We start from the raw sequence: 24,670 nt of genomic DNA, 5'->3' as shown, positions 1-24,670 counted from the left end.
ACAGCATGCAAATCAAACTCGCCAACCCCCGTGGCTTCTGCGCCGGCGTGGACCGGGCGATCGAAATCGTCAACCGCGCCCTGGAAGTCTTCGGGCCGCCGATCTACGTGCGTCACGAAGTGGTGCACAACAAGTTTGTCGTTGAAGACCTGCGTAGTCGCGGGGCGATCTTCGTCGAGGAGCTGGATCAGGTGCCGGACGACGTCATCGTGATTTTCAGTGCTCACGGTGTTTCCCAAGCCGTGCGCACCGAAGCCGCCGGCCGTGGCCTGAAAGTATTCGACGCCACTTGCCCGCTGGTGACCAAGGTGCACATCGAAGTGGCGAAATACAGCCGCGACGGTCGTGAGTGCATCCTGATCGGTCACGCCGGTCACCCGGAAGTCGAAGGCACCATGGGCCAGTACGACGGCAGCAATGGCGGCGCGATCTACCTCGTTGAAGACGAGAAAGACGTCGCCGAATTGCAGGTACACAACCCGGACAAACTGGCTTTCGTCACCCAGACCACGCTGTCGATGGACGATACCAGTCGTGTCATCGATGCGCTGCGCACGCGCTTCCCGGCTATCGGCGGCCCGCGCAAGGACGATATCTGCTACGCCACGCAAAACCGTCAGGACGCGGTCAAGCAATTGGCTGACGAGTGCGACGTGGTGTTGGTGGTCGGCAGCCCGAACAGCTCCAACTCCAATCGTCTGCGTGAACTCGCCGAGCGCATGGCCACACCGGCCTACCTGATCGACGGCGCCGAAGACCTGCAAAAGAGCTGGTTCGATGGCGTTGAGCGTATCGGCATTACCGCCGGTGCTTCCGCGCCGGAGGTACTGGTGCGCGGCGTGATTCAGCAATTGCAGGCCTGGGGCGCTACCGGTGCCGATGAACTGGCCGGGCGTGAAGAGAACATCACGTTCTCGATGCCTAAAGAGCTGCGCGTGCGTTCGATCTGACGTTTTCGGTTTTTTGACACAGCGCCTGCTCAGTCTCTTGACTGTTCAGGCGCACGCGACCGGTCGCCGCCAGTACTATCTGGCGCTGACTGACCGGCTCGCGAGCCGAGCAGACATGTAATGTCCCAGCCTGAAACGCCCGCCCGGGCATCAGTGGTTGCCCCAGACTGCTGAAACGTACGTAACGACTCACCGACCAATTGCCGACAATCGGCACCTGCGTGTCACTCGCACGCTCTTGCAGCAGCGGATTGCTGCTGTCCTTCGGCCCTTTGCCGCTGATATCCAGAATGATCCGCCAGCCCTGACTCCAGTCGCCGTTGATGCCATGAATCACCACGCTCTGATTGCGCGTGATGGCCAGTGTGCGAGCGTTACGCAGGCCATCGAGCAGCGATTGCGCCGCTTGATCCCGATGGTTCGATTCTCTGAGCGTGGCGAACGCCGGACTGACCAGCAGCAGAACAATTGCGCCAATCGCCAGTCCCATAAGCAGTTCTATCAGGCTGAAACCCTGTTGCGGCATGAAAACTCCCTCCATGGAGTGTGATGTGCGGCGCGCTCCGTGCGCCGGGCAGGGCAAATCAACCGACGCGGGCCGGTTGAATGTTCTAGCGTGTAGAAGCAGGTATAGCCGACGGCAACGGAGGGCATCGATGGATCTTCGTACAAAAGGTTTCACGCTGATCGAGTTGTTGGTTGCGATCGCGATCTTTGTGATCCTGATTACCCTGGCGGTGCCGGCGTTCACCCGTTCGGTACAGGGCAGCAAGGCTGATACCGAGATGGGCGATCTGCAACGGGCGATCAATTTCGCCAGGCTCGAAGCCATCAATCGAGGTACTACCTTGCGCCTGCGCCCGACTGCCGGCGGCAGCGTCTGGACCGGTGAACTGGCGGTTTATGACAGTACTGGCACTCCGGCCAATGTGTTGCGGGTTGTTCCCGCGATGAGCAGTGGTGCGACTCTGACGCTACCCTCAGGAGTGACCGCACTGGATTTCAACAACCTTGGCGGTCTGGCAGCGCCGTCGACGGCGGTGGTCATCAGTTACACGCTGGGAACGCAAAGCAGGACGCTGAACGTGTGTTTGAACGGACGAATTCAATTGGGTGGAAGTTGCGGATGAGGGCAGGGAGCAAAAATGCACAGCACGGCATGACGCTGATCGAGGTGCTGGTCGCGTTGCTGATTCTGACGGTCGGGCTGCTGGGCGCGGCAGCGGTGCAACTGAATGCGCTGAAGTACACCGATAGCTCACGGATGACCAGTCAGGCCAGTTTCATTGCCTACGACATGATGGACCGCATCCGCGCCAACTCCGGCGCCGACTACACCGCCACGCCGCCGACCTCGGGCAATCTGAGCGTTGCCCGCGATCAGGACCTCTACGATTTCACTACCAACATCACCAACTTCGGTGGGCCGACCGCGACTGGCAGCATCACCCTCAATCAGCGCGTCTACACCATCACCATCAACTGGAGCGATGCGCGAGCCGCCAACACCGCCAGCGCCCAGCGCAGCTTTGTCCTGACCAGCCGCGCTGCGGTTGATCCGGTGGCCACGCCATGAAGCAGCAAAACCGTGGATTCGGTCTGATCGAATTACTTATTGCTTTGGCACTGGGGCTCATCGTGGTTCTGGGCGTGGTGCAGATTTTCATCGCGGCGAAAAATACTTATGTCAGCCAGAACACTGCCGCGGCGATGCAGGAAGACGCACGGTTTGTGTTGAGCAAGATGATTCAGGAAATTCGCATGGTCGGGATGTTCGGCTGTCTTGGCACCATTACCGATTCGAGCAGTGCGGGCGACTTCAACGCTGCGCAGGTCACGCCGATCAACTGGGACAATGCCAACCTCAAACTGACGCTGGTCACTGCCGATATCGGCAGCGGCGGGGGCACGCCAACCTGGACCGTGGTCTCCGATTGCCGCAACAGCGCAACGGCCTATACCGGCTTGCGCTCCCCGGCGAGCGGGCAGATCGCGTTCCCGATCCGGCGTCTGATCTACAGCTTCAGCAACAATCAGATTCTCATGGGCACCGGCAGCGGCAATCCTGCGCAGCAGGTGCTGGTGAACAACGTCAGTGCGTTCACCGTGATGTTCGGTCTGGCCAGTTCGGCAACGGATGTGGCCGCTTCGACTTACAGCACCAATCCCAGTGATCCGGCGCGCATCCGCAGTGTGCGCCTGAGCCTGACCCTCACCGACCCGAACAACCGGGTGCGCAATCAAACCTTCAACGTGGTTGCCGCTTTGCGCAACCGCTTGCAGTGAGGGGCGCGGCGATGAGGATGACTCTCCACACCCGTCAGGCGCAGCACGGCATGGTCTTGCTGGTCAGTCTGGTATTCCTGTTATTGCTGACCCTGATTGGTCTGTCGTCGATGCAGAGCGCCAACCTGCAGGAAAAAATGGCCGGCAGCGTGAGCCTGCGCAATCAGTCGTTCCAGACTGCCGAGGCGGCGTTGCGCATTGGCGAAAGTGCGGTGCAACTGGACAGTTATTCGCTGGCTGTATGCAGCGGTACCACGCAATGCGCGCCGCCGGCGGAGTCGTCGGTGGTCAGCGCGGCGGGACTCAATTCGACTTCCGGGGTGACCTGGATTGCGGTCGGCAATGGATTCTATGGAGTACAGAACATCGGTACGACTCTGACGGCCGTGAACGTACCGAGCAACACCTCGGCGACGTTGTATCGGGTTACAGCGGTCGGCATCGCCGGCACTTCGCGTAGCGTGGTGGAGAGTGTTTATGCGAAGTATTGAGCGCTGCATATCAGTATGGATCGGCATGCTGCTGAGCTGTTATCTGGCCGCGCCGGCGTATGCGTTCACGCCTTCCGATTCGCCGCTGTTGAGTGCGGCAGCGGTACCACCCAACGTCATGCTGCTGATCGACGATTCGGGGAGTATGAACAGCATCATCTATGCGACCGGTTTTGACCCCACCGACAATTTCACCCCGGCCCGGCAATGCAACGCCTTACTTGGCCTGTGCCTGAGTTCGACAGCGATTACCGGCGATACGATCTTTCTGTCCAGCCTGCCGACATCAGGTTGCTCCGGCGGCGCCTATGCGTTCTATAACAACAGTCTGGCGCCGTTGTGCCTGAAGCTGCCGGATCCGGTCGGCAGCGGCAATACGCGTTACTCAGGGGATTACATTTCCTACGTATTCGGCCTGGCCATCAACAACGGCACACGCGATTTCACCACCGGGGCGATTCCCAACGACTACCGCATCAACGTCGCGCGCAACGTCTCTACGGCATTGGTCAGCAGCAACCGCACGTTGCGTATGGGTCTGTCGACATTCAATCCGGCCACCAGCAACAACTCCGGCAATGGCGGTTTCATTGCTCGTGCGATCAGCGATTTGTCGCCGGTGTCCGGCAGCGTGACTCAAGCCCAGGCCGACTCCAATTACAACGCACTGATCTCTTCCATCAACGGTTTGAGCGCCGTGGCCAACACGCCGTTGGCGGAAACCTATTACGAAATCACTCGTTACATGCGTGGCATGGCGCCGTACTACAACAGCACACCGACCACCTACACCAGCCCGATTCAGTACCGCTGCCAGAAAAACTATGGTGTGGTGATCACCGACGGCTTGCCGACCTTCGACCGTACTTTCCCCACCAATGACCCACTGGGCGGCAGCCGTTTGCCGAACTGGGATGGCGTCAACAATGACGGCAACAACCTTAACGGTGATGGTGAAGGGGATACGCTGTATCTGGATGACATCGCCAAGTTTGCCTTTGACATCGATATGCGTTCGACCGGCACCGACGCAGCGGGTAAGAGCTGGAATGCGGTGGATTTTCCCAAACAGAACATGAACACCTACACCGTGGGTTTCACCGCCGATAATGACATGCTGTCGGACGCCGCTAGTTATGGACAGGGCAGGTATTACCAGGCGACCGACAGTACCGGGCTCAACGCCGCCTTATCCTCGGCGCTGAGCGACATCACGTCCAAGGCCGGCTCCGGCGGCGCGGGAGTCACCAGCGGAACCACACTGACGTCCAGCAGCAGCTTTTATCAAACCACTTATGACCCCAAGGACTGGCGCGGCACGATCAAGTCGTTTGGGTTCACCTCGACCGGGACGGTCAATACCTCGGCGGCGCAGTGGACGACCGACACCACCATCGTGCCAGCCGCCACCGCCGCGACCTTTCAGTCATGGAATACCCTGAGCAACGCAGCGGTAACCCTGGCTTACGGCAACTTTTCCCCGGCCCAGCAGACCACGCTGAGTCAGGGATTGCCCACCGGTATCAGTGGCATTGATCTGGTGGAGTGGAGCAAGGGCACGAACAAGGCCGGGCTGAAAGTGCGCAGCGTGCTGCTCGGCGACATCATCAATTCGCCGCTGGTGCTGGCTTCGCCATCAGACAAAACCGCCTCCGATCTTTCCGGTGACACCAGCTACAGCACTTACCTGGCCACCAAGGCTGCGAATATGAACACCAGCCTGGTGGTCAACGCCAACGATGGTTTCGTCAACGTGATCAATTCGGCGAACGGTACTCGCCGTTACGCCTACATGCCGTCCAGTGTGCTGCCGTCATTGCGCCTGATCGCCGATACCAACTACGTCAACGGTGTGAGCCACAAGTTTTTGGTAGACGGTCAGGTTGGGGTGTTCGATGCGCAGTCCGGCACCGTGTGGAAAACCCTGGCCATTGGCGGCACCGGTGCCGGGGGTAAAACCTTCTACGGGCTGCAACTGTTTGATGCGTCTGCGGGCAATGTGATCAAGGCCTTGTGGGAGGTCAGTGCGCCGGCCACCGCCAGTGCTGCGAACGCATTCAATGATCTGGGTTATGCCTACGCCCGTCCGGAAGTGGCACGCTTGGCCAATGGTCGCTGGGCGACATTCATTGCCAATGGCTACGGCAGTAATTCGGGCGTGGCGGCCCTGTATGTACTGGATGCGCTGGACGGTTCGCTGATCAGGAAAATCGTTATCGACAGCACGGAAACCACCAACGGTTTGTCGTCGGTGAAACTCAAGGTCAACTCTTCGAATGTGGTGCAGGCCGCTTACGGTGGCGACTTGAAGGGGCGGTTATGGAAGTTCGACCTGAGTGCCACGTCCTCCGATAGTTGGGGCGTGGCGTTTTCCGGCAAGCCACTGTTCACCACGGCGGGCGGGGCGACTCAACCGATCACCGCGCAGCCGTTACTGGCGGATAACGCGCTGGGCGGCAAACAGGTCTTCGTCGGTACCGGCAAGTTCAATGAAACGGCCGATAAGACCAACAAGGATTTGCAGGCGTTCTATTCCGTGTGGGACGCCGATGGTGGTTCTGGACAGTTGACCGTCAGCAGTTTGCAGCCGCAGGCGATCACCGGATCATTCTCCGGCAGCTCTGGACAGTTTCTGACCACAACGCAGAATGACACGACGTATCCGGCGGAGAAGGGTTGGTATCTTCCGCTGGTGTACAACAACGTGCTGACCGGCGAGCGGGTGATCAATCAGGCGAGTATCGTGCTGGGCCGTGTTGTCTTTACCACGGCGAGTGTTGATACCACTGATCCCTGTGCGAGTTTTGGTACCGGCAAACTGGTCGAACTGGATGCGTTCAGCGGTAAGATGCTCAATTACGCCGTGCTCGATACCAGCTCTGACGGTTTGGTCGACAGCAATGACTCGATCTCCAGCGGCGTGATATTCACCGGTGGCATTCCGACCCTGAACTTCGTCTCCAGCGATGGCAAGCGCAAGGGTACGACCGACACCAGTGGCACCATCACGATCATTGTAGAAAAGGGCGGTGGCGGCAGCCGTCGTATCATGTGGCGACAAATACAGTAAGCGAGAGTTTGAGGCATGCGCAGATCCAACCGAGGCTTCACCCTGATCGAAATCATGATCGTGATTGCGATCATCGGGATCGTCATCACCATCGCCGCACCGAGCTATACCGAATATGTGAAAAAGGGCCGTCGCGCCGAAGTGGTGTCGCTGCTCTCGGAGCAGGCGCAGACCCTTGAACGTTTCTACACCAAGAGCAATGTCTACACCGGCGTTACCGGGCTCAGCACGGGCACTGATTTCTACACCATCACCCCGACCATCGCTGACCAGACCTTCCTGTTGACCGCCACCCGCAAGACGGGCACGGCCATGGCCACCGACAAATGCGGGGATTTCACCCTGACCAACACCGGTGTCAGAAGCATGAACAACGCGACTACCGGGCTGACCACCAAGGATTGCTGGGGCCGCTGAGGCGCTTTCTTTCGGGTGCCTTTTGCGCCCACTGTCTTTTTTACGGTTGGATCAAACATGACCAGGCAACAGCAAGTGGTGATTGTCGGTGGCGGGGTGATTGGCCTGCTGACCGCCTACAATCTCGCCTCCGAAGTACGCAGCGTGGTGCTGCTCGATCGCTCGAACCTCGGCCAGGAATCGTCCTGGGCGGGCGGCGGTATCGTTTCGCCGTTATATCCGTGGCGTTATAGCCCGGCGGTCACGGCACTGGCGCACTGGTCGCAGGATTTTTATCCACAGCTCGGCGAGCGTTTGTTCGCTGACACCGGGGTGGATCCTGAAGTACATACCACCGGCCTGTACTGGCTGGATCTGGACGATGAAGCCGAAGCGCTGGCCTGGGCCGAGCGGGAAAACCGGCCGCTGCGGGCTGTGGATATCTCGGCGGCGCATGATGCGGTGCCGGTGCTCGGTGGCGGTTTCTCCCGAGCGATCTACATGGCGGATGTCGCCAACGTGCGCAATCCGCGTCTGGTGAAATCACTGAAAGCGGCGTTGCAGGCACTGCCTAACGTGACGATTCACGAACAGTGCGAAGTCAGCGGGTTTGTCCGTGAGGGCGGGCAGGTTGTTGGCGTCGAGACGTCGAAGGGTGTGATCAACGGTGATCAGGTCGTACTGACCGCGGGGGCGTGGAGCGGTGATCTGCTCAAGACGCTGGATCTGACATTGCCGGTCGAACCAGTCAAAGGCCAGATGATTCTCTATAAATGTGCGGCAGATTTCCTGCCGAGCATGGTGCTGGCCAAAGGGCGTTATGCGATTCCGCGTCGTGACGGTCATATCCTGATCGGCAGCACGCTGGAGCACGAAGGTTACGACAAGACCCCAACCGACGTTGCGCTGGAAAGTCTCAAGGCTTCAGCGGTGGAATTGTTGCCGGCGCTGGCAGAGGCCGAAGTGGTAGGGCACTGGGCAGGGTTGCGTCCGGGGTCGCCGGAGGGCATTCCGTACATTGGCCGTGTGCCGGGGTTTGCCGGGTTGTGGCTGAACTGCGGACATTACCGCAATGGGCTGGTGCTGGCGCCAGCGTCGTGTCAGTTGTTTGCCGATGTGATGCTGGGAAGGGCGCCGATTATTGATCCGGCGCCGTATGCGCCTGAAGGCCGCATTTAGTCTGATATTTCTCTGTAGCCTGGCAGATCTCTTTCGCGAGCAGGCTCGCTCCCACAGTTGATCTTTGTCGGTCACAAAATCCAATGTGAGAGCGAGCTTGCTCGCGAAGGGGCCCTCAGTCCAAACCGAGTTTTTTCAGCCTGTAACGCATCGACCTGAACGATAGACTCAAGCGCTGCGCCGCCGCCGTACGATTCCAGCGCGTCTCCTCCAGCGCTTGCAGAATCAGCTTCCGCTCGACGTTCTCCAGGTAATCCTCAAGATTATCGATCTGCGTCAGATCGGCAATCGCGCCATCCGCCGCGCAGTTCCCCTCGCTCAAGCGCAAATCCTCTGCCTCGATCGTGCGGTTTTCACACAAGGTGTGCGCCCGTTCGAGCACGTTTTCCAGCTCCCGCACATTCCCCGGAAACCGGTAATTCTTCAGCGCTTCCAACGCCTGCGGATGCAAGCGTGCTGCTGGTTGGCCGGTGTCCTTGGCGAGGCGCTTGAGCATATTGGCTGCCAGCACTTCAATGTCATCACGGCGCTCACGCAGGGACGGCACGCGCAATTCAATCACGTTCAGGCGGTAATAAAGGTCCTGACGAAAGCGTTCGGCCGCGACCTCGGCATCGAGGTCCTTGTGCGTGGCACAGAGGATCCGCACATCGACCACGCTTTCCTGCTGACCGCCAACACTGCGCACAGCTTTTTCCTGAATCGCTCGCAGCAGTTTTACCTGCATCGACAACGGCAAGTCTGCCACTTCATCGAGGAACAACGTGCCGCCATGGGCCGCCTGAAACAGCCCCGGCTTGTCTTCGACCGCGCCGGTGAAACTGCCTTTGCGATGGCCGAAAAACTCGCTTTCCATCAGCTCCGAAGGTATTGCCCCACAGTTCACCGGCACGAACGGCTGGCTGGCGCGTGGCCCTTGTTCATGGATCAGCCGCGCGACCAGTTCCTTGCCACTGCCCGACTCGCCACTGATGTACACCGGCGCTTGGCTGCGAGCGAGTTTGTCGATTTGCTTGCGCAGACTGCGCATCGGCTGCGAATCGCCCAGCAAGCGCCGTTCTATCGTTGTAGAGCTGCCTCCTGCCGCCGGCATGCGCAGGGCCGTGCCGACCAGTTCGCGCAGGCGCGTGAGGTCGACCGGTTTGGTCAGGAAGTCGAAAGCACCTGCTTTCAAAGCGTTGATGGCCGTTTCCAGGCTGCCATAGGCGGTGATCATCGCCACCGGCAGTTGTGGATAACGTTGCTGAATGTGCTGCACCAGTTCCAGGCCCGTACCGTCGGGCAGGCGCATGTCGGTCAGGCACAGATCGAAGTTCTCGCGGTTGAGCAGCGCCTGGGCTTCAGCCAGATTGCGTGCGCTGTAGGTGTCGAGCTTCATCCGTCCCAGAGTGATTTCCAGGAGTTCGCGGATGTCCGGTTCGTCGTCGACGATGAGGATTTTTTGCCGTGGGCTCGTATTCAACTTTGTTTCCGTCCGTGAGCAAAGGTGATGCGAAAGCAGCCGCCGCCTTGGCGTGATTGAAAGTCTAGGCGCGCTTGGTTGCTTTCGCACAGCTCACGGGACAGATAAAGCCCAAGGCCGGTGCCCTGGCTGCTGGTGGTGAAGAACGGTTCGAACAGATGCGCCTGTTCATCGGCAGGCACGCCGGGGCCGTTGTCCTGCACTTCAAGGACCGCCAACTGGCTCTCGGGATCGATGAACAGGGCCAGCCAGACTTGCGCTTGATCGTGCAGCAGGGCGCTGTGGCGCCAGCCGTTGCGTAACAGGTTGTCGAGAATTTGCGTGAGCTGGTTGGGGTCCATCAGCGTGGTGAAATCCCCCGAATCGATTCGCAGGTGAATCTGCTGGCGCTCACTGGCTTGTTCGCGGCTTTCAACAACGAAGTTTTCCAGCCACGGCTTGAGATCCAGTCGTTGCGGGGCGCTCTGTTGGCGGCGGGACAGTTGCAGGACGTTTTCGATGACTCGGTTCATGCGCTGGGAGTGGTCTTGAATGATCTGCGTCAGACGCCGATCGGCGCTATCGAGTTCCTCGGATTCAGCCAATAGCTGTGCGGCGTGACTGATGGCACCCAGCGGGTTGCGGATCTCATGGGAGATGCCAGCGGTCAGTCGCCCCAACGCAGCGAGTTTCAGTTGCTGAGCTTGTTGGGCGATTTGCGCGAGGTCTTCGAGAAATACCAGGGTTTGCTGGTTTGGGCTTTGTTCGAGGGCGATGAAACTCGGTTGCAGCTCCAGGCCGTTGCCGGGGATTTTCAGGCTCTGTGGGCGCAGGGTCGGGTTGTTCATCCACAGTTGCAGGCGATCAACCAGCGCCATCGAATAGTCATCGATCAGATGTCCCTGAAGTTGCGATTGCGCGAGCAGGGTTTGCGCGCTGTGGTTGGCCAGTTGCACCCGACGCGCCTCGTCGAGCACCAGAATGCCGGTGCGCATGCGTTGCAGGATCAGCGCGTTGAGGGCTTCGAGCCCCACCACTTCGCTGGCGCGTTGCTCGGCCAGGGTTTCGCTGACCTCCAGGCGTCGGATCAAGCCTTGCACCAACAGCGAGGCGGCAAAGCACAGAGCGCCGAGGGTGCCGGCCTGCAAGTATTCATTGGCGCTCAGGGGATGGTTGAAGCCGAGCAGGAAACTCGAGCCGACGATGCCCAGCGCACCGATAGCGGCGATCAACAGGCCGATGCGTCGCCGTAGCAGGGTGTTGCTGATCGCCACCGAGACAATCAGCAAATTACCCAGCGCACTGCCGACGCCGCCCGCAGCAAAGAACAATGCGCATAAAAGCAGGATATCGACGAGGGCCAGGCTGAATAGCTGCGCCGGCCGTCGTGTGTTCTCCAGGAACACCACCAACAGAATATTGAGGATCAGGTACAGCCAACTGCCACCGCGCAGCAATTCGTCATTGGCCGACGTCAGCAGGCGGTTGTCCATGTTGCTGGAGATCAGCAGCACCAGGGTGATGCCGATGCTTAAGCGGTAGAGATGATAAAGGCGCAGCAGGCGCTGCGCCTGTTTGCTGTCGGCGTGGGTGGCCTCAGCGATCACTGGAGCCCGGGCCTTGCTCGAGGTGAGCCTGGCTGCAATACCACTGTTGTTGCACGCTCAGCGCACGGTCGCGCGGCAAATGTACGCCGCAATGGGCGCAGCGCACCATCGGTGGCGCGTCCTGTTCGCGATTTGGGCGATTGGATGGGTTGGACGCGGCAGGCGCCTTGAATTTACGCCACAACCATATCGCGGCAAAAATCACGACGATCCAGAACAATAAACGAAGCATGATGAGCGGCTTTTCGACTGATGATCCGGCAGTTTAGCCAAGGACCTGACGAGCGCACAGCGGATTAAAGCGCAGAAATGAAAAAGGGAGATCCGCAGATCTCCCTTTTCTGTACCGCCGGTGTGATCAGTCGAACACGCCGAAAGTCATGTAGCTGAACCACGAGCGGTCGGTGTTGCTCGACTCTGGTTCCGGCTCTTCGATCACGTCGCCGTTTTCGTCTTTAGGCTTGAGCTCGTTCGGGATCGCGTCTTTCGCATCCTGGAACTGCTTCTGCACGTCCTGGTTGGCGCGGGTTTCGCCCGGCGGCAGCGGTGGACGCGACTCGATCAGACCCAACGTCGCCTTGCTCAGGAACGAACGGTTGTCGGCTTCGGCAACCCGTGGCACGAACTGGCCGTCTTGCAGGCTCGGGTGGTTCGGGTAGTTGAGCTTCAGGGTTTCCAGGCTGGTGGCCGCCAGTTCGTCCAGGTGCAGACGCTGGTAGGCTTCAGTCATCACTGCCAGGCCGTCGCCGACCGATGGGGTTTCCTGGAAGTTTTCCACTACGTAACGGCCACGGTTGGCAGCGGCTACATACGCCTGACGGGTCAGGTAGTAGTCGGCCACGTGGATTTCGTAAGCGGCCAGCAGGTTGCGCAGGTAGATCATGCGCTGCTTGGCGTCCGGCGCGTAGCGGCTGTTCGGATAACGGCTGGTCAGCTGTGCGAACTCGTTGTACGAGTCGCGGGCGGCGCCCGGGTCACGCTTGGTCATGTCCAGCGGCAGGAAGCGCGCCAGCAGGCCGACGTCCTGGTCGAAAGAGGTCAGACCTTTCAGATAGTAGGCGTAATCCACGTTCGGGTGCTGCGGATGCAAACGAATGAAACGCTCGGCGGCGGACTTTGCAGCTTCCGGCTCGGCGTTCTTGTAGTTGGCGTAGATCAGCTCCAGCTGTGCCTGATCGGCGTAGCGACCGAACGGATAACGCGACTCCAGAGCCTTCAGCTTGGCTGTGGCGCTGGTGTAGCTGTTGTTGTCCAGGTCAGTCTGAGCCTGCTGATACAGCTCGGCTTCGCTGAGGTTTTCGTCTACGACTTCCTTCGATGAGCAAGCAGCGGTCAATGCGAGGATGGCGATCAGCAGCAGGTGTTTCACTTGCATGGCGGCTTGCGTCCCTATGACGGCCGCTGTCTTGGGCGGGGCCGTCCTGTTATGATGAGCGCCCCGTTGAAAAGCCTCGGGGCAAAAGACGCCGTATTTAACCACAAGCGCGCAGCCGAAACCAAAAGCTGTGCCGACGCACAGTCAGAGCATGTCCGATAAAATTGAACTTCGCGCAGAGGTGCCGTCCGAATTGGGCGGCCAACGCCTCGATCAAGTCGCTGCCCAACTCTTCGCTGAGCACTCACGCTCGCGCCTTTCCGCCTGGATCAAAGAAGGTCGCCTGACTGTGGACGGGGCGGTCATCCGCCCTCGCGACATCGTGCACGGGGGGGCCATCCTTGAGCTGACTGCCGAGCAGGAAGCCCAGGGTGAATGGATCGCCCAAGACATCGAGCTCGACATCGTCTATGAAGACGACGACATTCTGGTGATCAACAAGCCTGCGGGCCTGGTGGTACACCCGGCTGCCGGTCACGCCGATGGCACCTTGCTCAACGCCTTGCTGCACCACGTGCCGGACATCATCAATGTCCCGCGTGCCGGCATCGTGCATCGTCTGGACAAGGACACCACCGGTCTGATGGTGGTGGCCAAGACCATTCAGGCGCAGACCAAGCTTGTTACTCAACTGCAGAGTCGCAGCGTCAGCCGCATCTATGAGTGCATCGTGATTGGTGTCGTGACCGCCGGGGGCAAGATCAACGCCCCGATCGGTCGTCACGGCCAGCAGCGCCAGCGCATGGCGGTTATGGAAGGTGGCAAGCCTGCCGTCAGCCACTACCGCGTGCTGGAGCGCTTCCGCTCCCACACCCACGTACGGGTGAAGCTGGAAACCGGTCGTACTCACCAGATTCGCGTGCACATGTCGCATATCAACTTCCCGTTGGTCGGTGATCCGGCGTATGGCGGGCGTTTCCGCATTCCGCCGGCGGCAAACCCGACGATGGTTGAGTCCCTCAAGCATTTCCCGCGTCAGGCCCTGCATGCGCGCTTCCTTGAACTCGATCATCCGACGACCGGTGTGCGCATGAGCTGGGAATCGCCGCTGCCAGAAGATTTCGTCTGGCTGCTGACCCTGCTCAAGCAGGATCGCGAGGCCTTCGTCGGATGAACTGGCTGACGCCGGACTGGCCTGCGCCGGCCAGCGTCAAAGCCTGCGTCACCACCCGCGAGGGCGGTGTCAGCGAGGCGCCGTTCGACAGCCTCAATCTGGGCGATCATGTCGATGATCGTCCTGAGGCTGTTGCCGAGAACCGACGGCGCCTGACCGATCACTTCTCTATACAGCCTGCCTGGTTGCAGCAAGTGCACGGGATTGCCGTGGCGCATGCTGATCCGGGCATTGTTGCGACTGCCGATGCCAGCTGGACGGCAACGCCGGGCATTGCCTGCGCGGCGATGACGGCAGACTGTCTGCCAGCATTATTCTGCGATCGTGCCGGTACTCGCGTCGCAGCGGCTCACGCCGGTTGGCGTGGTCTGGCGGCGGGTGTGCTGGAAGCGACCCTCGACAGCCTCAATGTTCCGGCTGAAGACGTTTTGGTCTGGCTCGGTCCGGCGATTGGCCCGAAGGCCTTTGAAGTCGGCCCGGAAGTGCGGGAAGTCTTTATTGATCAATTGCCCGCAGCGGCAGATGCCTTCGTGCCGAGCCACAATGCCGGCAAGTTCATGGCTGACATCTACTTGCTGGCGCGCCTGCGCCTGGCGGCTCGTGGTGTCACAGCGGTTTACGGCGGTGGCTTCTGCACCGTGACCGATCCACGCTTCTTCTCCTATCGCCGTGCTTCACGCACCGGTCGCTTCGCCTCCTTGGTTTGGCTCACCCGCTAGACTGTCTGATCTGCATCAACTGCCTGACGCTTGAATCTTGCAGAATCGACCGCATCTACAGTGGTATCTGGCAGGTTTCTTTATTCAGGATGGTTTTTTAGGTCCGGCCTGCTCAAAAGGAAGGTGACCCATGCGTATAGACCGTTTAACCAGCAAATTACAGTTGGCCTTGTCCGACGCCCAGTCGTTGGCTGTCGGCCACGATCATCCGGCCATCGAGCCGGCGCACTTGATGCAAGCCATGCTTGAACAGCAGGGTGGTTCGATCAAACCTCTGCTGATGCAGGTGGGCTTCGACGTCAACAGCTTGCGTAAAGAGCTGACCAAAGAGCTCGACCAATTACCAAAAATCCAGAACCCGACTGGCGACGTCAACATGTCGCAGGATCTGGCGCGCCTGCTTAACCAGGCTGACCGGCTGGCCCAGCAGAAGGGCGATCAGTTCATTTCCAGCGAACTGGTGTTGCTCGCGGCGATGGACGAGAACAGCAAGCTCGGCAAGTTGCTGCTCGGCCAGGGCGTGAGCAAGAAAGCTTTGGAAAACGCGATCAATAACCTGCGTGGCGGCGAAGCGGTGAATGACGCCAACCACGAAGAGTCGCGCCAGGCGCTGGATAAATACACCGTCGACCTGACCAAGCGCGCCGAAGACGGCAAGCTCGATCCAGTGATCGGTCGTGATGACGAAATCCGTCGCACCATCCAGGTTCTGCAGCGCCGCACCAAGAACAACCCGGTGCTGATCGGCGAACCTGGCGTGGGTAAAACTGCAATTGCCGAAGGTCTGGCCCAGCGCATCATCAACGGCGAAGTGCCGGACGGCCTTAAAGGCAAGCGTCTGCTCTCGCTGGACATGGGCGCGTTGATTGCCGGTGCCAAGTATCGCGGTGAGTTCGAAGAGCGCCTGAAATCGCTGCTCAACGAGCTGTCGAAGCAAGAAGGGCAGATCATTCTGTTCATCGACGAACTGCACACCATGGTCGGCGCCGGTAAGGGCGAAGGTTCGATGGACGCCGGCAACATGCTCAAGCCAGCACTGGCGCGCGGCGAGTTGCACTGCGTCGGTGCGACCACGCTCAACGAGTACCGCCAATATATAGAGAAGGACGCGGCGCTCGAGCGACGCTTCCAGAAAGTATTGGTGGATGAGCCAAGCGAAGAAGACACCATCGCCATCCTGCGGGGCCTCAAAGAGCGTTACGAGGTTCACCATAAAGTGGCGATCACCGACGGCGCGATCATCGCCGCGGCCAAGCTCAGCCATCGCTACATCACTGACCGGCAGTTGCCGGACAAGGCCATCGACCTGATCGACGAGGCTGCGAGCCGTATCCGCATGGAAATCGATTCCAAGCCGGAAGTGCTCGATCGTCTGGAGCGTCGCCTGATTCAGTTGAAGGTGGAATCCCAGGCGCTGAAGAAAGAAAGCGACGAAGCGGCGATGAAACGTCTGGAAAAACTCCAGGAAGAAATCGTCCGTCTGGAGCGCGAGTACTCGGACCTGGAAGAAATCTGGAACTCGGAGAAAGCCGAGGTGCAGGGTTCTGCGCAGATTCAGCAGAAGATCGAACAGTCGCGTCAGGAGCTGGAAGCCGCACGCCGTAAGGGCGACCTTAACCGCATGGCCGAGTTGCAGTACGGGGTGATCCCGGATCTGGAGCGTAGCCTGCAAATGGTCGATCAGCACGGCAAGAGCGAAAACCAACTGCTGCGCAGCAAAGTGACTGAAGAAGAAATCGCTGAAGTTGTATCGAAGTGGACCGGCATCCCCGTGTCGAAAATGCTCGAAGGCGAGCGCGACAAGCTGATGAAGATGGAAAGCCTGTTGCACAAACGCGTGATTGGCCAGGAAGAAGCGGTGGTTGCCGTCGCTAACGCTGTACGCCGTTCGCGTGCCGGGTTGTCCGATCCGAATCGTCCAAGCGGCTCGTTCATGTTCCTCGGCCCGACCGGTGTCGGTAAAACCGAACTGTGCAAGGCGCTGGCCGAATTCCTCTTTGATACGGAAGAGGCGATGGTGCGGATCGACATGTCCGAGTTCATGGAGAAACATTCCGTGGCGCGTCTGATCGGTGCGCCACCGGGATACGTCGGCTATGAAGAGGGCGGTTACCTGACCGAAGCGGTGCGTCGCAAGCCTTATTCGGTGATCCTGCTGGACGAAGTCGAGAAGGCGCACCCGGATGTGTTCAACATCTTGCTGCAAGTGCTTGAGGACGGTCGCCTGACTGACAGCCATGGCCGTACGGTGGACTTCCGCAATACCGTGATCGTCATGACCTCGAACCTGGGGTCGGTACAGATCCAGGAGCTGGTCGGTGATCGTGAAGCGCAGCGTGCTGCGGTGATGGATGCGCTGACGTCGCACTTCCGTCCGGAGTTCATCAACCGGGTCGACGAAGTGGTGATCTTCGAGCCACTGGCGCGGGATCAGATTGCGGGCATCACCGAGATCCAGTTGGGTCGCCTGCGTACGCGTCTGGCTGAGCGTGAGCTGAAGCTGGAACTCAGCCCGGAAGCGATGGACAAGCTGATCGCTGTCGGTTACGACCCGGTGTATGGCGCACGTCCTTTGAAACGGGCGATTCAGCGCTGGATCGAAAACCCGCTGGCGCAATTGATCCTTTCGGGTCACTTCATGCCAGGCGACACCGCAACCGGCGTGGTTGAGAACGACGAAATCGTTTTCAACTAAGTCCAAACGCCAATGAAAATTGGCAGGCCCCACCTTGTGGGGCCTTTTTTTTCGTTAGGCTGTTGAACTCAAAGGAAAAGGCTTGTAAAGTGCGCCCCGCAGTCAGTCGCCAAGACGGTCTCAGCTCACTGAGTTGAAATCTGAAATAAGTTGCAAATCATTAACTTGAAAGCAATTTAGGGGGTTGACAGAGGTGTTCTAGGTTGTAGAATAGCGCGCCTCAGACACACGAACGCAGCGATGCGAACGAGTGACTGAAAGCAACAGGTTTCACCGTTGTAAATTGAAATATGTAGTTCCGTGATAGCTCAGTCGGTAGAGCAAATGACTGTTAATCATTGGGTCCCAGGTTCGAGTCCTGGTCACGGAGCCAATTTCAAACCGGGGTATAGCGCAGTCCGGTAGCGCGCCTGCTTTGGGAGCAGGATGTCAGGAGTTCGAATCCCCTTACCCCGACCATTTTTGGGTCGTTAGCTCAGTTGGTAGAGCAGTTGGCTTTTAACCAATTGGTCGTAGGTTCGAATCCCACACGACCCACCATTTTTGAAACCAGTTAGCGCTGGGATCGAATCTTAAGATCAGAGGCCAAAAGCGCTGATCGAAGAAGGCGATCTTTGAAAGGTCGCCTTTTTTTTACCGGGGTATAGCGCAGTCCGGTAGCGCGCCTGCTTTGGGAGCAGGATGTCAGGAGTTCGAATCCCCTTACCCCGACCATATTAAAAATCCTCGTATCGAAAGATACGGGGATTTTTTTTGTCCGACAAAAACTCATTTCCCTTCAAGTCATCATACAACCTGCCGATAGCCCGCTAACACGAGGGGACTGCCATGGCTTTCGCCCCTTGAATCTGGCCAATACAAGAATAAGGGCGTGCGTCATGTTGCTTCGTCAGTTGAATATTGCTCCCCGGGCTGCCTTGGGATTTGCCCTGATTGCGGTGTTGGTCGCCTTGCTCGGCGTGTTTGCGCTGGGGCAGATGTCGAGTATTCGCGACAGTGAAGTTGCGGTAGAAAATCAGTGGCTGCCAAGCATTCGTGGCGGCGACGAGATTCGCGAGATCATGCTGCGCATTCGCACCATCTCGTTGCGCATGGCGCTGGACCAGGATGCGAACAATATCGCCACCTACCGCAGCCAGATGGACACCCGCGACAAGGAGCTGAGCGAGAAAATCGCCGCCTACGACAAACTGGTCAATACCCCGGAAGGCCAGCAGCTATACGACCAATTCAAAAAGACCTTCGCCGCGTATCGCAGTGGTATTGCTCAATCTTTCGCCCTCGCCGAGCAAGGTAAGCGTGATGAGTTGACCAAATTGTTGCTGGTCGACATGAAGACAGTGGTCGATGGCTCCGGCAAGCAACTCAACGACTTGGCGGACCTGTTCGCCAAACAAGTCGCGGCTGAAAGCCAGAAGTCCGCTGCGCACTACGAAAACTCGCGCACGATCGTCAGCTTGTTCATTGCCTTGGCAGCGCTGGCCACGGTGGCACTGGCGATGATGCTCACGCGCAGTATCGTTCGTCCGCTGAGCAGTGCCGTGAGCGCCGCAGAAAGTGTGGCGCAGGGTGATCTGACCCGGCCGATCGAAACCCATGGCAACGATGAAGTCAGTCGCTTGCTCAAAGCGTTGGCGACCATGCAGCAGAACCTGCGCGAGACGCTGCAAGGCATCAGCGGTTCCGCCACGCAACTGGCGACCGCTGCCGATGAACTCAATGCGGTAACACTCGACAGTACGCAAGGGCTGCAACAGCAGAACCACGAAATCGAACAAGCCGCGACAGCGGTCAATCAGATGACGGCTGCGGTGGAAGAGGTCGCACGCAATGCGGTGTCGACCTCTGACGCGACCCGCCAGTCCAGCGAGTCGGCGCATCTGGGGCAGGTGCGTGTCAGTGAGACCGCCACGGCCATCAACGCACTGGCCAGCGATGTGCAACAGACCGGCGAGTTGGTGCAATCACTGGCCAACCAGTCGCAGGACATCGGCAAAGTACTCGACGTGATTCGGGCGATTGCCGAGCAGACCAATCTGCTGGCGCTCAACGCGGCGATTGAAGCAGCGCGCGCCGGCGAGAGCGGCCGAGGTTTCGCCGTAGTGGCCGATGAAGTGCGGGCGCTGGCTTATCGCACGCAGCAATCGACTCAGGAGATCGAGCAGATGGTTCAGGGCATGCGCAGCGGTTCGAGCCTGGCATTGGATTCGATGCAGGCCAGTACGGCGCGTGCAACCACCACGCTGGCATTGGCTGAGCGCGCCGGTGAGGCGCTGCAAACCATTACCGCGTCGGTGCACGAGATCCATGAGCGCAACCTGGTGATCGCCAGCGCTGCGGAAGAACAGGCGCAAGTCGCGCGGGAAGTGGATCGCAATCTGGTGAACATTCGTGATTTGTCGGTACGTTCTGCCGCAGGCGCCGACCAGACCAGTGCTTCCAGCCATGAGTTGTCGCAACTGGCCAATGCTTTGCAGGGCATGGTGCGGCGTTTCCAGCTGTAAATAACCACACATGAAAAAGCCGCGCTTCTCACAGGAGAAGTGCGGCTTTTTTCTGCCGATCAGGCGCCGTCTTGATCTTTCAGGTGTTCGAACAGGCCTTTGGGCATCTTCTTGCCGTTGGCTTCAAAGTTGGCCTTTACGTTGTTGTAGGCCTCTTGCTCGTCGATGAAACCGTCATGGTTGGTGTCGATCTTGTCGAAGTCGGACTTCGGCGCGACTTTGAGGAATTCGGCGCGGGAGACCTTGCCGTCTCCGTCGCTGTCAGTCTTGGCCATCGAAGCATCGCCACACTTGCCTTCACCGCATTTGCCTTCCGGCGCTTTCACCGAGGTATCGGCCGAAGCGACCATATAGCCCTGCGCCAGTGGCTGGGCGGCAAACACCGAACCGGACAACATCAGACCGCCAGCCAGTGCGGCGCCGATCAGGCCAATGGATTTTTTACCGAGGGTCGAAGTACGGAACATTTTACATTCTCCTGGCTGCACAACGCAACCACACGTTAAGGACGAAAGCCTGAGCAGGTGCGCTCGGGTGTGGCCATTAGGCGGTGGCGGTGTATCGCGACTGTGTCGCGGAGCGGGGGAGTTTGTAAGCGAAGGAGGGAAAAGCGGGGCGGGGATACAGTAAGAAACAGATCTTTCGATCAACACAAAACAATGTGGGAGCGAGCCTGCTCCGGGCGGCGATCCGACGAATGCGTCAGATCAGTCGCATCAATAACGACTGACAGAACGCTTTCGTCGGATCGCCGCCCGGAGCAGGCTCGCTCCCACAGGTTTACATCAATGCAATTTCAGACGCGGTTCAGTGCCACGGCCGATCTTGCTGCCCAGCATCAGCATCGCCGTGCGGAACGGCCCGTACAGCGCCATCTGGTGCATGCGGTACAGCGACACGTAAAACATCCGCGCCAGCCAGCCTTCGAGCATCACGCTGCCGGTCAGGTTGCCCATCAAGTTACCCACCGCCGAAAAACGCGACAGCGAGATCAGCGAGCCGTAGTCGGTGTACTTGTACTCCGGCAGGGGCTTGCCTTCGATGCGCAACTTCAGCGATTTGGCCAGCAGTGACGCCTGTTGATGCGCGGCTTGCGCCCGTGGCGGCACGTTGCGATCGGTACCCGGTTGCGGACAGGCGGCGCAGTCACCGAAAGCGAAGATGTTCTCGTCGCGGGTGGTTTGCAGCGTCGGCAGCACTTGCAACTGATTGATGCGGTTGGTTTCCAGGCCATCGATGTCCTTGAGAAAACCCGGTGCGCGAATACCGGCGGCCCATACTTTCAGGCTGGCCTTGATCTCATTGCCATCGGCCGTGATCAGACTGTCGGCGGTCACTTCGCTGACCGAAGCGTTGGTCATCACATTGACCCCGAGCTTTTCCAGGGTTTTGTGCACCGGCCCGCTGATACGCTCGGGCAGGGCAGGCAACACCCGTGGCCCGGCTTCGATCAGGGTAATGTGCATGTTTTCCGGTTTGATCCGGTCCAGACCATACGCCGCCAGTTCATGGGCGGCATTGTGCAGTTCTGCCGCCAGCTCGACGCCCGTGGCGCCAGCGCCGACGATCGCGACGCTGATCTGCTCGACCACATCGGTTTGCCCGGCGTGTGCACGCAGATAGTGATTCAGCAGTTGCTGATGGAAACGCTCGGCCTGTTTGCGCGTGTCCAGGAACAGGCAGTGCTGCGCCGCGCCCTGTGTGCCGAAATCATTGGTGGTGCTGCCGACGCTGATCACTAGCGAGTCGTACTGCACTTCACGCGCCGGCACTAGCTCGACGCCGTTTTCGTCGTAGGTCGCCGCCAACTGGATTTTCTTCTGTGCGCGATCAAGCCCGCTCATGCGCCCCAGCTGGAACTCGAAGTGGTTCCATTTCGCCTGGGCAACATAGTTGAGTTCGTCTTCGGAAGAGTTCAGCGATCCGGCGGCCACTTCGTGCAGCAAGGGCTTCCAGATGTGCGTCAGGTTGGCGTCGACCAGCATCACACTGGCGGTGCCGCGTTTGCCCAGAGTCTTACCCAGACGGGTAGCCAACTCCAGACCGCCGGCGCCGCCGCCGACAATAACAATACGATGGGACATAGGGATAACTCGCAAGGTTTTTAAAGGAAATCGGTGCTGTTACCCAAGCGAGCGCGAGGCAGCTCATAGCGTCAGGTAACTGATAAATCGGCTCAACAAGCCCAGACCAATGGTCACTGCCAGCACCAGCACGAGGAGCATCCACGGCCGGAAAGGCCGGCGCTCGACTCGGTGTTGGGACAGTTGCAGGTACTCTTCGACATGTTTCTGGTCTTCGGGGTTCAGGCGGCTGGTCATATTTGCCTCGTCAGGTAGACGTTGCTGAATGGACAGAAGCTACAGCGGTTTTTATCCGGGGTTGAACGCAGCATAGCCGCTGTCCGGAACCGGCTCGACGCTGACCCGGTCTTCGAGGCGAATGATCCCGCTTTGTAACACCCGCGCGGTAATTCCGCCATGCCCGCGCACCGCTTGAAAGGTGCCCGGGCCAAGGTTGTTCTGCAGGCGTGCGCAGGGCTGACACCAGCCCGTGGTTTCGAATATTGCCTGACCGATGCGAAAGCGCCGACCCTTGAGACTAAACAAATTGATACCGCTGATAACGAGATTGCGCCGCAGGTCTTCAGGCCTGACGGGTTGATCGTCGGGGCGGCCCATCAATGCGCTGATCACTGCCAGATGTTCCCACTGGATCAACGTCACCTGCCGCGCGTTACGCACACCGGGACGGGCGTGATCGCCGGTCAGCCCTGCTTCCAGCCGCGCTTCCACCGCATCAAGTTCGATCATCGGCCCACGGGATTCCGGACGCACGCCGATCCAGCGCACGCGGCCGGTTTGCGGCACATCGGCGATCAATTGCTGCAGCGGCGTCACAGGCTGATCCCGACATCGAAAACAATGCTACGACCGAGGTTGCTGCGCAGAAAATCTGGCGCGTCCGGATGGGCGAACAGCACGCGGGCGAAAGTCGGGCCGACCAGCGACAGCGAGCGCCAGCCTTGGCGCAAATATTCGGTAGGCGGGGGGAAATGGCTGTTCAGATCCAGCACCTCACGTTTAAGACTGGCGAAGGCGATGATATCCAGTTCGCCCAGATCCATACCGCGTTCCTTGTAGTTGTGGGCTTTTTTGCGCAGGGTCGGCGCCAGTCGCAGCAAGAATTCATTGGCCGGGATCCGTTTCGGTTTGGCTTCGCGGCGCACCAGTTGGCTGAGGGAAAAGGCGCTGCGGCGGCGCTGCAGTTCATCGCGCCATTCGTCGTTGAGTCGGCGCCCCTCGTCGAGCACGAAGAACACCTCGAAATTGGCATCGCGAAACAGCACATCCGGCGGTTCGCCGGCCGGCGCGAATTCGTCGGCGCGGTAGGGAATGTTGAGGCCTTGCAGCAGGCGTTGGCAGACCCAACGCTCACGCTCCCATTTGCGGGCATTGGACAGAAAGGCGTTGGCCTGCTCGGCCGCGATGGTCAGCAGGCGTAAATAATCTGAGTCATCCATAAGCCCAAGCTTAGCGTTCAAATGCGACAAGCTGAAAGCGTTACCCGGCAAAGTGCATCAGTGGGCAGTCGAGAAGGGCAGTGTAGACTCATGGCAATCGATTATTTGCGCCAAACCGTGAGGACTCATCGTGAAATTTCGCTGGCTGCTGCTGTTTGCTGTTTTTCCGCTGTGTGCCCATGCACTCGAAACCGGCGAGCGTCTGGCTCCCTGGACGTTACTCGATCAGCACGAGCAACCCTTCACCCTCGACAACAGCACCACCACGCTGCTGGTGGCGCGCGATATGGACGGCGCCAAACTGATCAAAGAAGCGTTGAAGGATCGGCCCAAGGGCTATCTGGAGGCGCGCCACGCAGTATTCGTTGCCGACATCCAGCGCATGCCGGCGCTGATTGCCAAAATGTTTGCCGTACCGGCCATGCGCGACTACCGCTATCGAGTCATGCTCGATCGAGAAGGTCGGGTTGCATCGCGCTATCCCGGCGCGGAAGGGCAGGTGTTGTGGTTGCAACTCAAGGACGGTCAATTGCTCTCGCAACGTGAATACGCCAACGCGAGCGAGCTGCGCGAGGCACTGGAGAAGGCGCGCCCATGATCGGCGTCGAGGTGCTGGCGACTGAAAGTCTGCTGCTGGGCTGGCTGATTTACTTGCCGGTGTTGCTCTGGACGATCATGCGTGCACCGTGGGTCGAGTTGTTCAGCGACAGCCGGCGTCAGCATCTGCTGTTCGGCACCGTGTTTGCGTTGTTTCTGTTGTGGTTGATGCGCAGGGATTTCGATACCGGTGTGTCGTATCACTTCCTCGGCATGACGGCGGTGACCCTGCTGCTGGACTGGCCGCTGGCGATCGTCGGCGGGCTGGTGGCGCAAATCGGCCTGGTGCTGCTCGGTCGTCAGGATCTCGCGGCGATGGGGGTCAATGGCGCGATGTTCATTTTGCTGCCGGTGCTGGTCACCGAGTGTGTGGCGATCCTCGTCGAGCGGGCGCAGCCGCGCAACCCGTTCGTGTACATCTTCTGTTCCGGATTTTTTGCCGCCGCGCTGTCAGCCCTGTTGTGCCTGATCCTCAGCCTGACGCTGCTGTGGTACGACGGCCTCTTCGCCATGCCGGAGTGGCTGGAAGACTTCATCGGTTACGTGTGGCTGATCATTTTCCCCGAGGCGTTCATCAACGGCATGATCGTCAGTGCGCTGGTGGTATTCAGCCCGGAATGGCTGGAGACCTTCAACCGCACGCGCTACCTTTCGGCGCCGTGGAAGGACGACGACCCCAAGTCTTGATCCACATCAAACCCGCCACGCGCGGGAAATTTCATG

The 24,670-nt window shown here is 59.3% G+C and carries 24 protein-coding genes, 4 tRNA genes and 1 pseudogene; 19 read left to right on the top strand and 10 right to left on the bottom strand.

What is annotated here, in order from left to right; genetic code table 11:
- The first annotated feature begins 5 nt into the window (after window positions 1–5).
- Window positions 6–950, top strand: a complete 945-nt coding sequence (gene ispH, locus AC3IUF_RS25565) for a 4-hydroxy-3-methylbut-2-enyl diphosphate reductase (protein WP_007909838.1) — start codon at window positions 6–8, stop codon at window positions 948–950.
- On the opposite strand, the gene AC3IUF_RS25560 is transcribed toward ispH, so the two are convergent.
- The gene (locus AC3IUF_RS25560) at window positions 922–1,476 is read right to left on the bottom strand and encodes a GspH/FimT family pseudopilin (protein WP_007909839.1); all 555 of its coding nucleotides are present in this window, start codon (window positions 1,474–1,476) and stop codon (window positions 922–924) included. The genes ispH and AC3IUF_RS25560 overlap by 29 nt on opposite strands.
- 130 nt (window positions 1,477–1,606) lie before the next feature.
- On the opposite strand from AC3IUF_RS25560, the gene AC3IUF_RS25555 reads away from it, so the two are divergent.
- Genes AC3IUF_RS25555 through thiO form a run of 7 tightly spaced genes read left to right on the top strand, consistent with a single transcriptional unit; the run spans window position 1,607 to window position 8,372 of the window.
- A complete protein-coding gene (locus AC3IUF_RS25555) occupies window positions 1,607–2,080 on the top strand; it encodes a GspH/FimT family pseudopilin (RefSeq protein ID WP_007909840.1) in 474 nt (157 codons plus the stop codon).
- A complete protein-coding gene (gene pilV / locus AC3IUF_RS25550) occupies window positions 2,077–2,526 on the top strand; it encodes a type IV pilus modification protein PilV (RefSeq protein WP_007909841.1) in 450 nt (149 codons plus the stop codon). The genes AC3IUF_RS25555 and pilV overlap by 4 nt, the downstream gene beginning before the upstream one ends.
- Window positions 2,523–3,236 (top strand): PilW family protein, encoded by a 714-nt coding sequence (locus tag AC3IUF_RS25545; protein WP_489279648.1) that lies wholly within the window; start codon window positions 2,523–2,525, stop codon window positions 3,234–3,236. The genes pilV and AC3IUF_RS25545 overlap by 4 nt, the downstream gene beginning before the upstream one ends.
- Before the next feature lie 11 nt (window positions 3,237–3,247).
- Window positions 3,248–3,727 (top strand): pilus assembly PilX family protein, encoded by a 480-nt coding sequence (locus AC3IUF_RS25540; RefSeq protein ID WP_489279647.1) that lies wholly within the window; start codon window positions 3,248–3,250, stop codon window positions 3,725–3,727.
- A complete protein-coding gene (locus AC3IUF_RS25535; RefSeq protein ID WP_489279646.1) occupies window positions 3,714–6,797 on the top strand; it encodes a pilus assembly protein in 3,084 nt (1,027 codons plus the stop codon). The genes AC3IUF_RS25540 and AC3IUF_RS25535 overlap by 14 nt, the downstream gene beginning before the upstream one ends.
- Before the next feature lie 15 nt (window positions 6,798–6,812).
- Window positions 6,813–7,214 carry a type IV pilin protein gene (locus AC3IUF_RS25530; RefSeq protein ID WP_007909846.1) on the top strand — a complete coding sequence of 134 codons (402 nt, stop codon included), beginning with the start codon at window positions 6,813–6,815 and terminating at the stop codon, window positions 7,212–7,214.
- A gap of 57 nt (window positions 7,215–7,271) precedes the next feature.
- Complete coding sequence (gene thiO / locus AC3IUF_RS25525) at window positions 7,272–8,372, top strand: glycine oxidase ThiO (protein WP_007909847.1); 1,101 nt, start codon at window positions 7,272–7,274, stop codon at window positions 8,370–8,372.
- A 115-nt stretch (window positions 8,373–8,487) separates the two neighbouring features.
- Here the strand turns inward: thiO and AC3IUF_RS25520 are convergent, their stop codons facing one another.
- The 4 genes from AC3IUF_RS25520 to AC3IUF_RS25505 form a co-directional block, all read right to left on the bottom strand.
- Complete coding sequence (locus AC3IUF_RS25520; protein ID WP_414895056.1) at window positions 8,488–9,834, bottom strand: sigma-54-dependent transcriptional regulator; 1,347 nt, start codon at window positions 9,832–9,834, stop codon at window positions 8,488–8,490.
- On the bottom strand, window positions 9,831–11,420 hold the full coding sequence (locus tag AC3IUF_RS25515) for a sensor histidine kinase (RefSeq protein ID WP_489279645.1): 1,590 nt from the start codon (window positions 11,418–11,420) through the stop codon (window positions 9,831–9,833). Before AC3IUF_RS25515 ends, AC3IUF_RS25520 begins: the two co-directional genes overlap by 4 nt.
- Window positions 11,410–11,652 carry a PP0621 family protein gene (locus tag AC3IUF_RS25510; RefSeq protein WP_007909852.1) on the bottom strand — a complete coding sequence of 81 codons (243 nt, stop codon included), beginning with the start codon at window positions 11,650–11,652 and terminating at the stop codon, window positions 11,410–11,412. The genes AC3IUF_RS25515 and AC3IUF_RS25510 overlap by 11 nt, the downstream gene beginning before the upstream one ends.
- Before the next feature lie 126 nt (window positions 11,653–11,778).
- Complete coding sequence (locus tag AC3IUF_RS25505) at window positions 11,779–12,795, bottom strand: outer membrane protein assembly factor BamD (protein WP_007909854.1); 1,017 nt, start codon at window positions 12,793–12,795, stop codon at window positions 11,779–11,781.
- Between the two features lie 151 nt (window positions 12,796–12,946).
- Here AC3IUF_RS25505 and rluD point away from each other — a divergent pair, with 151 nt between their 5' ends.
- From rluD to AC3IUF_RS25460, 9 genes and pseudogenes are all read left to right on the top strand, one after another.
- Window positions 12,947–13,909, top strand: a complete 963-nt coding sequence (rluD, locus tag AC3IUF_RS25500) for a 23S rRNA pseudouridine(1911/1915/1917) synthase RluD (protein ID WP_007909858.1) — start codon at window positions 12,947–12,949, stop codon at window positions 13,907–13,909.
- A complete protein-coding gene (pgeF, locus tag AC3IUF_RS25495; protein ID WP_123375915.1) occupies window positions 13,906–14,628 on the top strand; it encodes a peptidoglycan editing factor PgeF in 723 nt (240 codons plus the stop codon). The genes rluD and pgeF overlap by 4 nt, the downstream gene beginning before the upstream one ends.
- 130 nt (window positions 14,629–14,758) lie before the next feature.
- The gene (gene clpB / locus AC3IUF_RS25490; RefSeq protein WP_007909871.1) at window positions 14,759–17,323 is read left to right on the top strand and encodes an ATP-dependent chaperone ClpB; all 2,565 of its coding nucleotides are present in this window, start codon (window positions 14,759–14,761) and stop codon (window positions 17,321–17,323) included.
- Window positions 17,324–17,620: 297 nt separating this feature from the next.
- Window positions 17,621–17,696, top strand: a tRNA-Asn gene (locus AC3IUF_RS25485).
- Between the two features lie 9 nt (window positions 17,697–17,705).
- Window positions 17,706–17,782 (top strand) — tRNA-Pro (locus AC3IUF_RS25480).
- Window positions 17,783–17,787: 5 nt separating this feature from the next.
- Window positions 17,788–17,863, top strand: a tRNA-Lys gene (locus AC3IUF_RS25475).
- A gap of 97 nt (window positions 17,864–17,960) precedes the next feature.
- Window positions 17,961–18,037, top strand: a tRNA-Pro gene (locus tag AC3IUF_RS25470).
- Window positions 18,038–18,201: 164 nt separating this feature from the next.
- A pseudogene (locus tag AC3IUF_RS25465) lies at window positions 18,202–18,972 on the top strand (MCP four helix bundle domain-containing protein); the annotation flags it as partial.
- Window positions 18,964–19,827 (top strand): methyl-accepting chemotaxis protein, encoded by an 864-nt coding sequence (locus AC3IUF_RS25460; protein ID WP_409212654.1) that lies wholly within the window; start codon window positions 18,964–18,966, stop codon window positions 19,825–19,827. The pseudogene AC3IUF_RS25465 and the gene AC3IUF_RS25460, both read left to right, overlap by 9 nt.
- A gap of 59 nt (window positions 19,828–19,886) precedes the next feature.
- Here AC3IUF_RS25460 and AC3IUF_RS25455 read toward each other — a convergent pair whose 3' ends face one another.
- The 5 genes from AC3IUF_RS25455 to AC3IUF_RS25435 all read right to left on the bottom strand — a co-directional run bounded on the left by AC3IUF_RS25455 (window position 19,887) and on the right by AC3IUF_RS25435 (window position 23,350).
- Window positions 19,887–20,294, bottom strand: coding sequence for an HvfA family oxazolone/thioamide-modified RiPP metallophore (locus tag AC3IUF_RS25455; RefSeq protein ID WP_038361654.1), 408 nt, complete (start codon window positions 20,292–20,294; stop codon window positions 19,887–19,889).
- Window positions 20,295–20,612: 318 nt separating this feature from the next.
- On the bottom strand, window positions 20,613–21,911 hold the full coding sequence (locus tag AC3IUF_RS25450; RefSeq protein ID WP_038369052.1) for an NAD(P)/FAD-dependent oxidoreductase: 1,299 nt from the start codon (window positions 21,909–21,911) through the stop codon (window positions 20,613–20,615).
- Window positions 21,912–21,974: 63 nt separating this feature from the next.
- Window positions 21,975–22,148: a DUF3094 domain-containing protein gene (locus AC3IUF_RS25445; RefSeq protein WP_007909875.1), complete on the bottom strand. Its 174-nt coding sequence runs from the start codon at window positions 22,146–22,148 to the stop codon at window positions 21,975–21,977.
- A 51-nt stretch (window positions 22,149–22,199) separates the two neighbouring features.
- On the bottom strand, window positions 22,200–22,727 hold the full coding sequence (locus AC3IUF_RS25440; protein WP_007909885.1) for an MOSC domain-containing protein: 528 nt from the start codon (window positions 22,725–22,727) through the stop codon (window positions 22,200–22,202).
- On the bottom strand, window positions 22,724–23,350 hold the full coding sequence (locus AC3IUF_RS25435) for a DUF1780 domain-containing protein (RefSeq protein WP_007909887.1): 627 nt from the start codon (window positions 23,348–23,350) through the stop codon (window positions 22,724–22,726). The genes AC3IUF_RS25440 and AC3IUF_RS25435 overlap by 4 nt, the downstream gene beginning before the upstream one ends.
- Before the next feature lie 130 nt (window positions 23,351–23,480).
- On the opposite strand from AC3IUF_RS25435, the gene AC3IUF_RS25430 reads away from it, so the two are divergent.
- Entirely contained in the window at window positions 23,481–23,948 is a 468-nt protein-coding gene (locus tag AC3IUF_RS25430) for an FAD/FMN-containing dehydrogenase (RefSeq protein ID WP_095114081.1), read from the top strand.
- Entirely contained in the window at window positions 23,945–24,634 is a 690-nt protein-coding gene (locus tag AC3IUF_RS25425; protein WP_489279642.1) for an energy-coupling factor ABC transporter permease, read from the top strand. The genes AC3IUF_RS25430 and AC3IUF_RS25425 overlap by 4 nt, the downstream gene beginning before the upstream one ends.
- Window positions 24,635–24,670 lie beyond the last annotated feature (36 nt).

The sequence above is a fragment of the Pseudomonas sp. KH_040 genome, from assembly GCF_057839305.1.
The sequence above is the reverse complement of the archived record's forward strand: the minus strand, read 5'-3'. Positions and strand labels throughout refer to the sequence as shown.

Bases quoted from the DNA above. Each gene is read 5' to 3' on its own strand.
- AC3IUF_RS25530 (WP_007909846.1), top strand. From the start codon at position 6,813: ATGCGCAGATCCAACCGAGGCTTCACCCTGATCGAAATCATGATCGTG.
- clpB (WP_007909871.1), top strand. From the start codon at position 14,759: ATGCGTATAGACCGTTTAACCAGCAAATTACAGTTGGCCTTGTCCGAC.
- thiO (WP_007909847.1), top strand. From the start codon at position 7,272: ATGACCAGGCAACAGCAAGTGGTGATTGTCGGTGGCGGGGTGATTGGC.
- AC3IUF_RS25545 (WP_489279648.1), top strand. From the start codon at position 2,523: ATGAAGCAGCAAAACCGTGGATTCGGTCTGATCGAATTACTTATTGCT.
- AC3IUF_RS25425 (WP_489279642.1), top strand. From the start codon at position 23,945: ATGATCGGCGTCGAGGTGCTGGCGACTGAAAGTCTGCTGCTGGGCTGG.
- AC3IUF_RS25555 (WP_007909840.1), top strand. From the start codon at position 1,607: ATGGATCTTCGTACAAAAGGTTTCACGCTGATCGAGTTGTTGGTTGCG.
- AC3IUF_RS25445 (WP_007909875.1), bottom strand. From the start codon at position 22,148: ATGACCAGCCGCCTGAACCCCGAAGACCAGAAACATGTCGAAGAGTAC.
- pilV (WP_007909841.1), top strand. From the start codon at position 2,077: ATGAGGGCAGGGAGCAAAAATGCACAGCACGGCATGACGCTGATCGAG.
- AC3IUF_RS25535 (WP_489279646.1), top strand. From the start codon at position 3,714: ATGCGAAGTATTGAGCGCTGCATATCAGTATGGATCGGCATGCTGCTG.
- rluD (WP_007909858.1), top strand. From the start codon at position 12,947: ATGTCCGATAAAATTGAACTTCGCGCAGAGGTGCCGTCCGAATTGGGC.
- AC3IUF_RS25505 (WP_007909854.1), bottom strand. From the start codon at position 12,795: ATGCAAGTGAAACACCTGCTGCTGATCGCCATCCTCGCATTGACCGCT.
- AC3IUF_RS25450 (WP_038369052.1), bottom strand. From the start codon at position 21,911: ATGTCCCATCGTATTGTTATTGTCGGCGGCGGCGCCGGCGGTCTGGAG.
- AC3IUF_RS25560 (WP_007909839.1), bottom strand. From the start codon at position 1,476: ATGCCGCAACAGGGTTTCAGCCTGATAGAACTGCTTATGGGACTGGCG.
- AC3IUF_RS25455 (WP_038361654.1), bottom strand. From the start codon at position 20,294: ATGTTCCGTACTTCGACCCTCGGTAAAAAATCCATTGGCCTGATCGGC.
- AC3IUF_RS25435 (WP_007909887.1), bottom strand. From the start codon at position 23,350: ATGGATGACTCAGATTATTTACGCCTGCTGACCATCGCGGCCGAGCAG.
- ispH (WP_007909838.1), top strand. From the start codon at position 6: ATGCAAATCAAACTCGCCAACCCCCGTGGCTTCTGCGCCGGCGTGGAC.
- pgeF (WP_123375915.1), top strand. From the start codon at position 13,906: ATGAACTGGCTGACGCCGGACTGGCCTGCGCCGGCCAGCGTCAAAGCC.
- AC3IUF_RS25540 (WP_489279647.1), top strand. From the start codon at position 3,248: ATGAGGATGACTCTCCACACCCGTCAGGCGCAGCACGGCATGGTCTTG.
- AC3IUF_RS25510 (WP_007909852.1), bottom strand. From the start codon at position 11,652: ATGCTTCGTTTATTGTTCTGGATCGTCGTGATTTTTGCCGCGATATGG.
- AC3IUF_RS25460 (WP_409212654.1), top strand. From the start codon at position 18,964: ATGCAGCAGAACCTGCGCGAGACGCTGCAAGGCATCAGCGGTTCCGCC.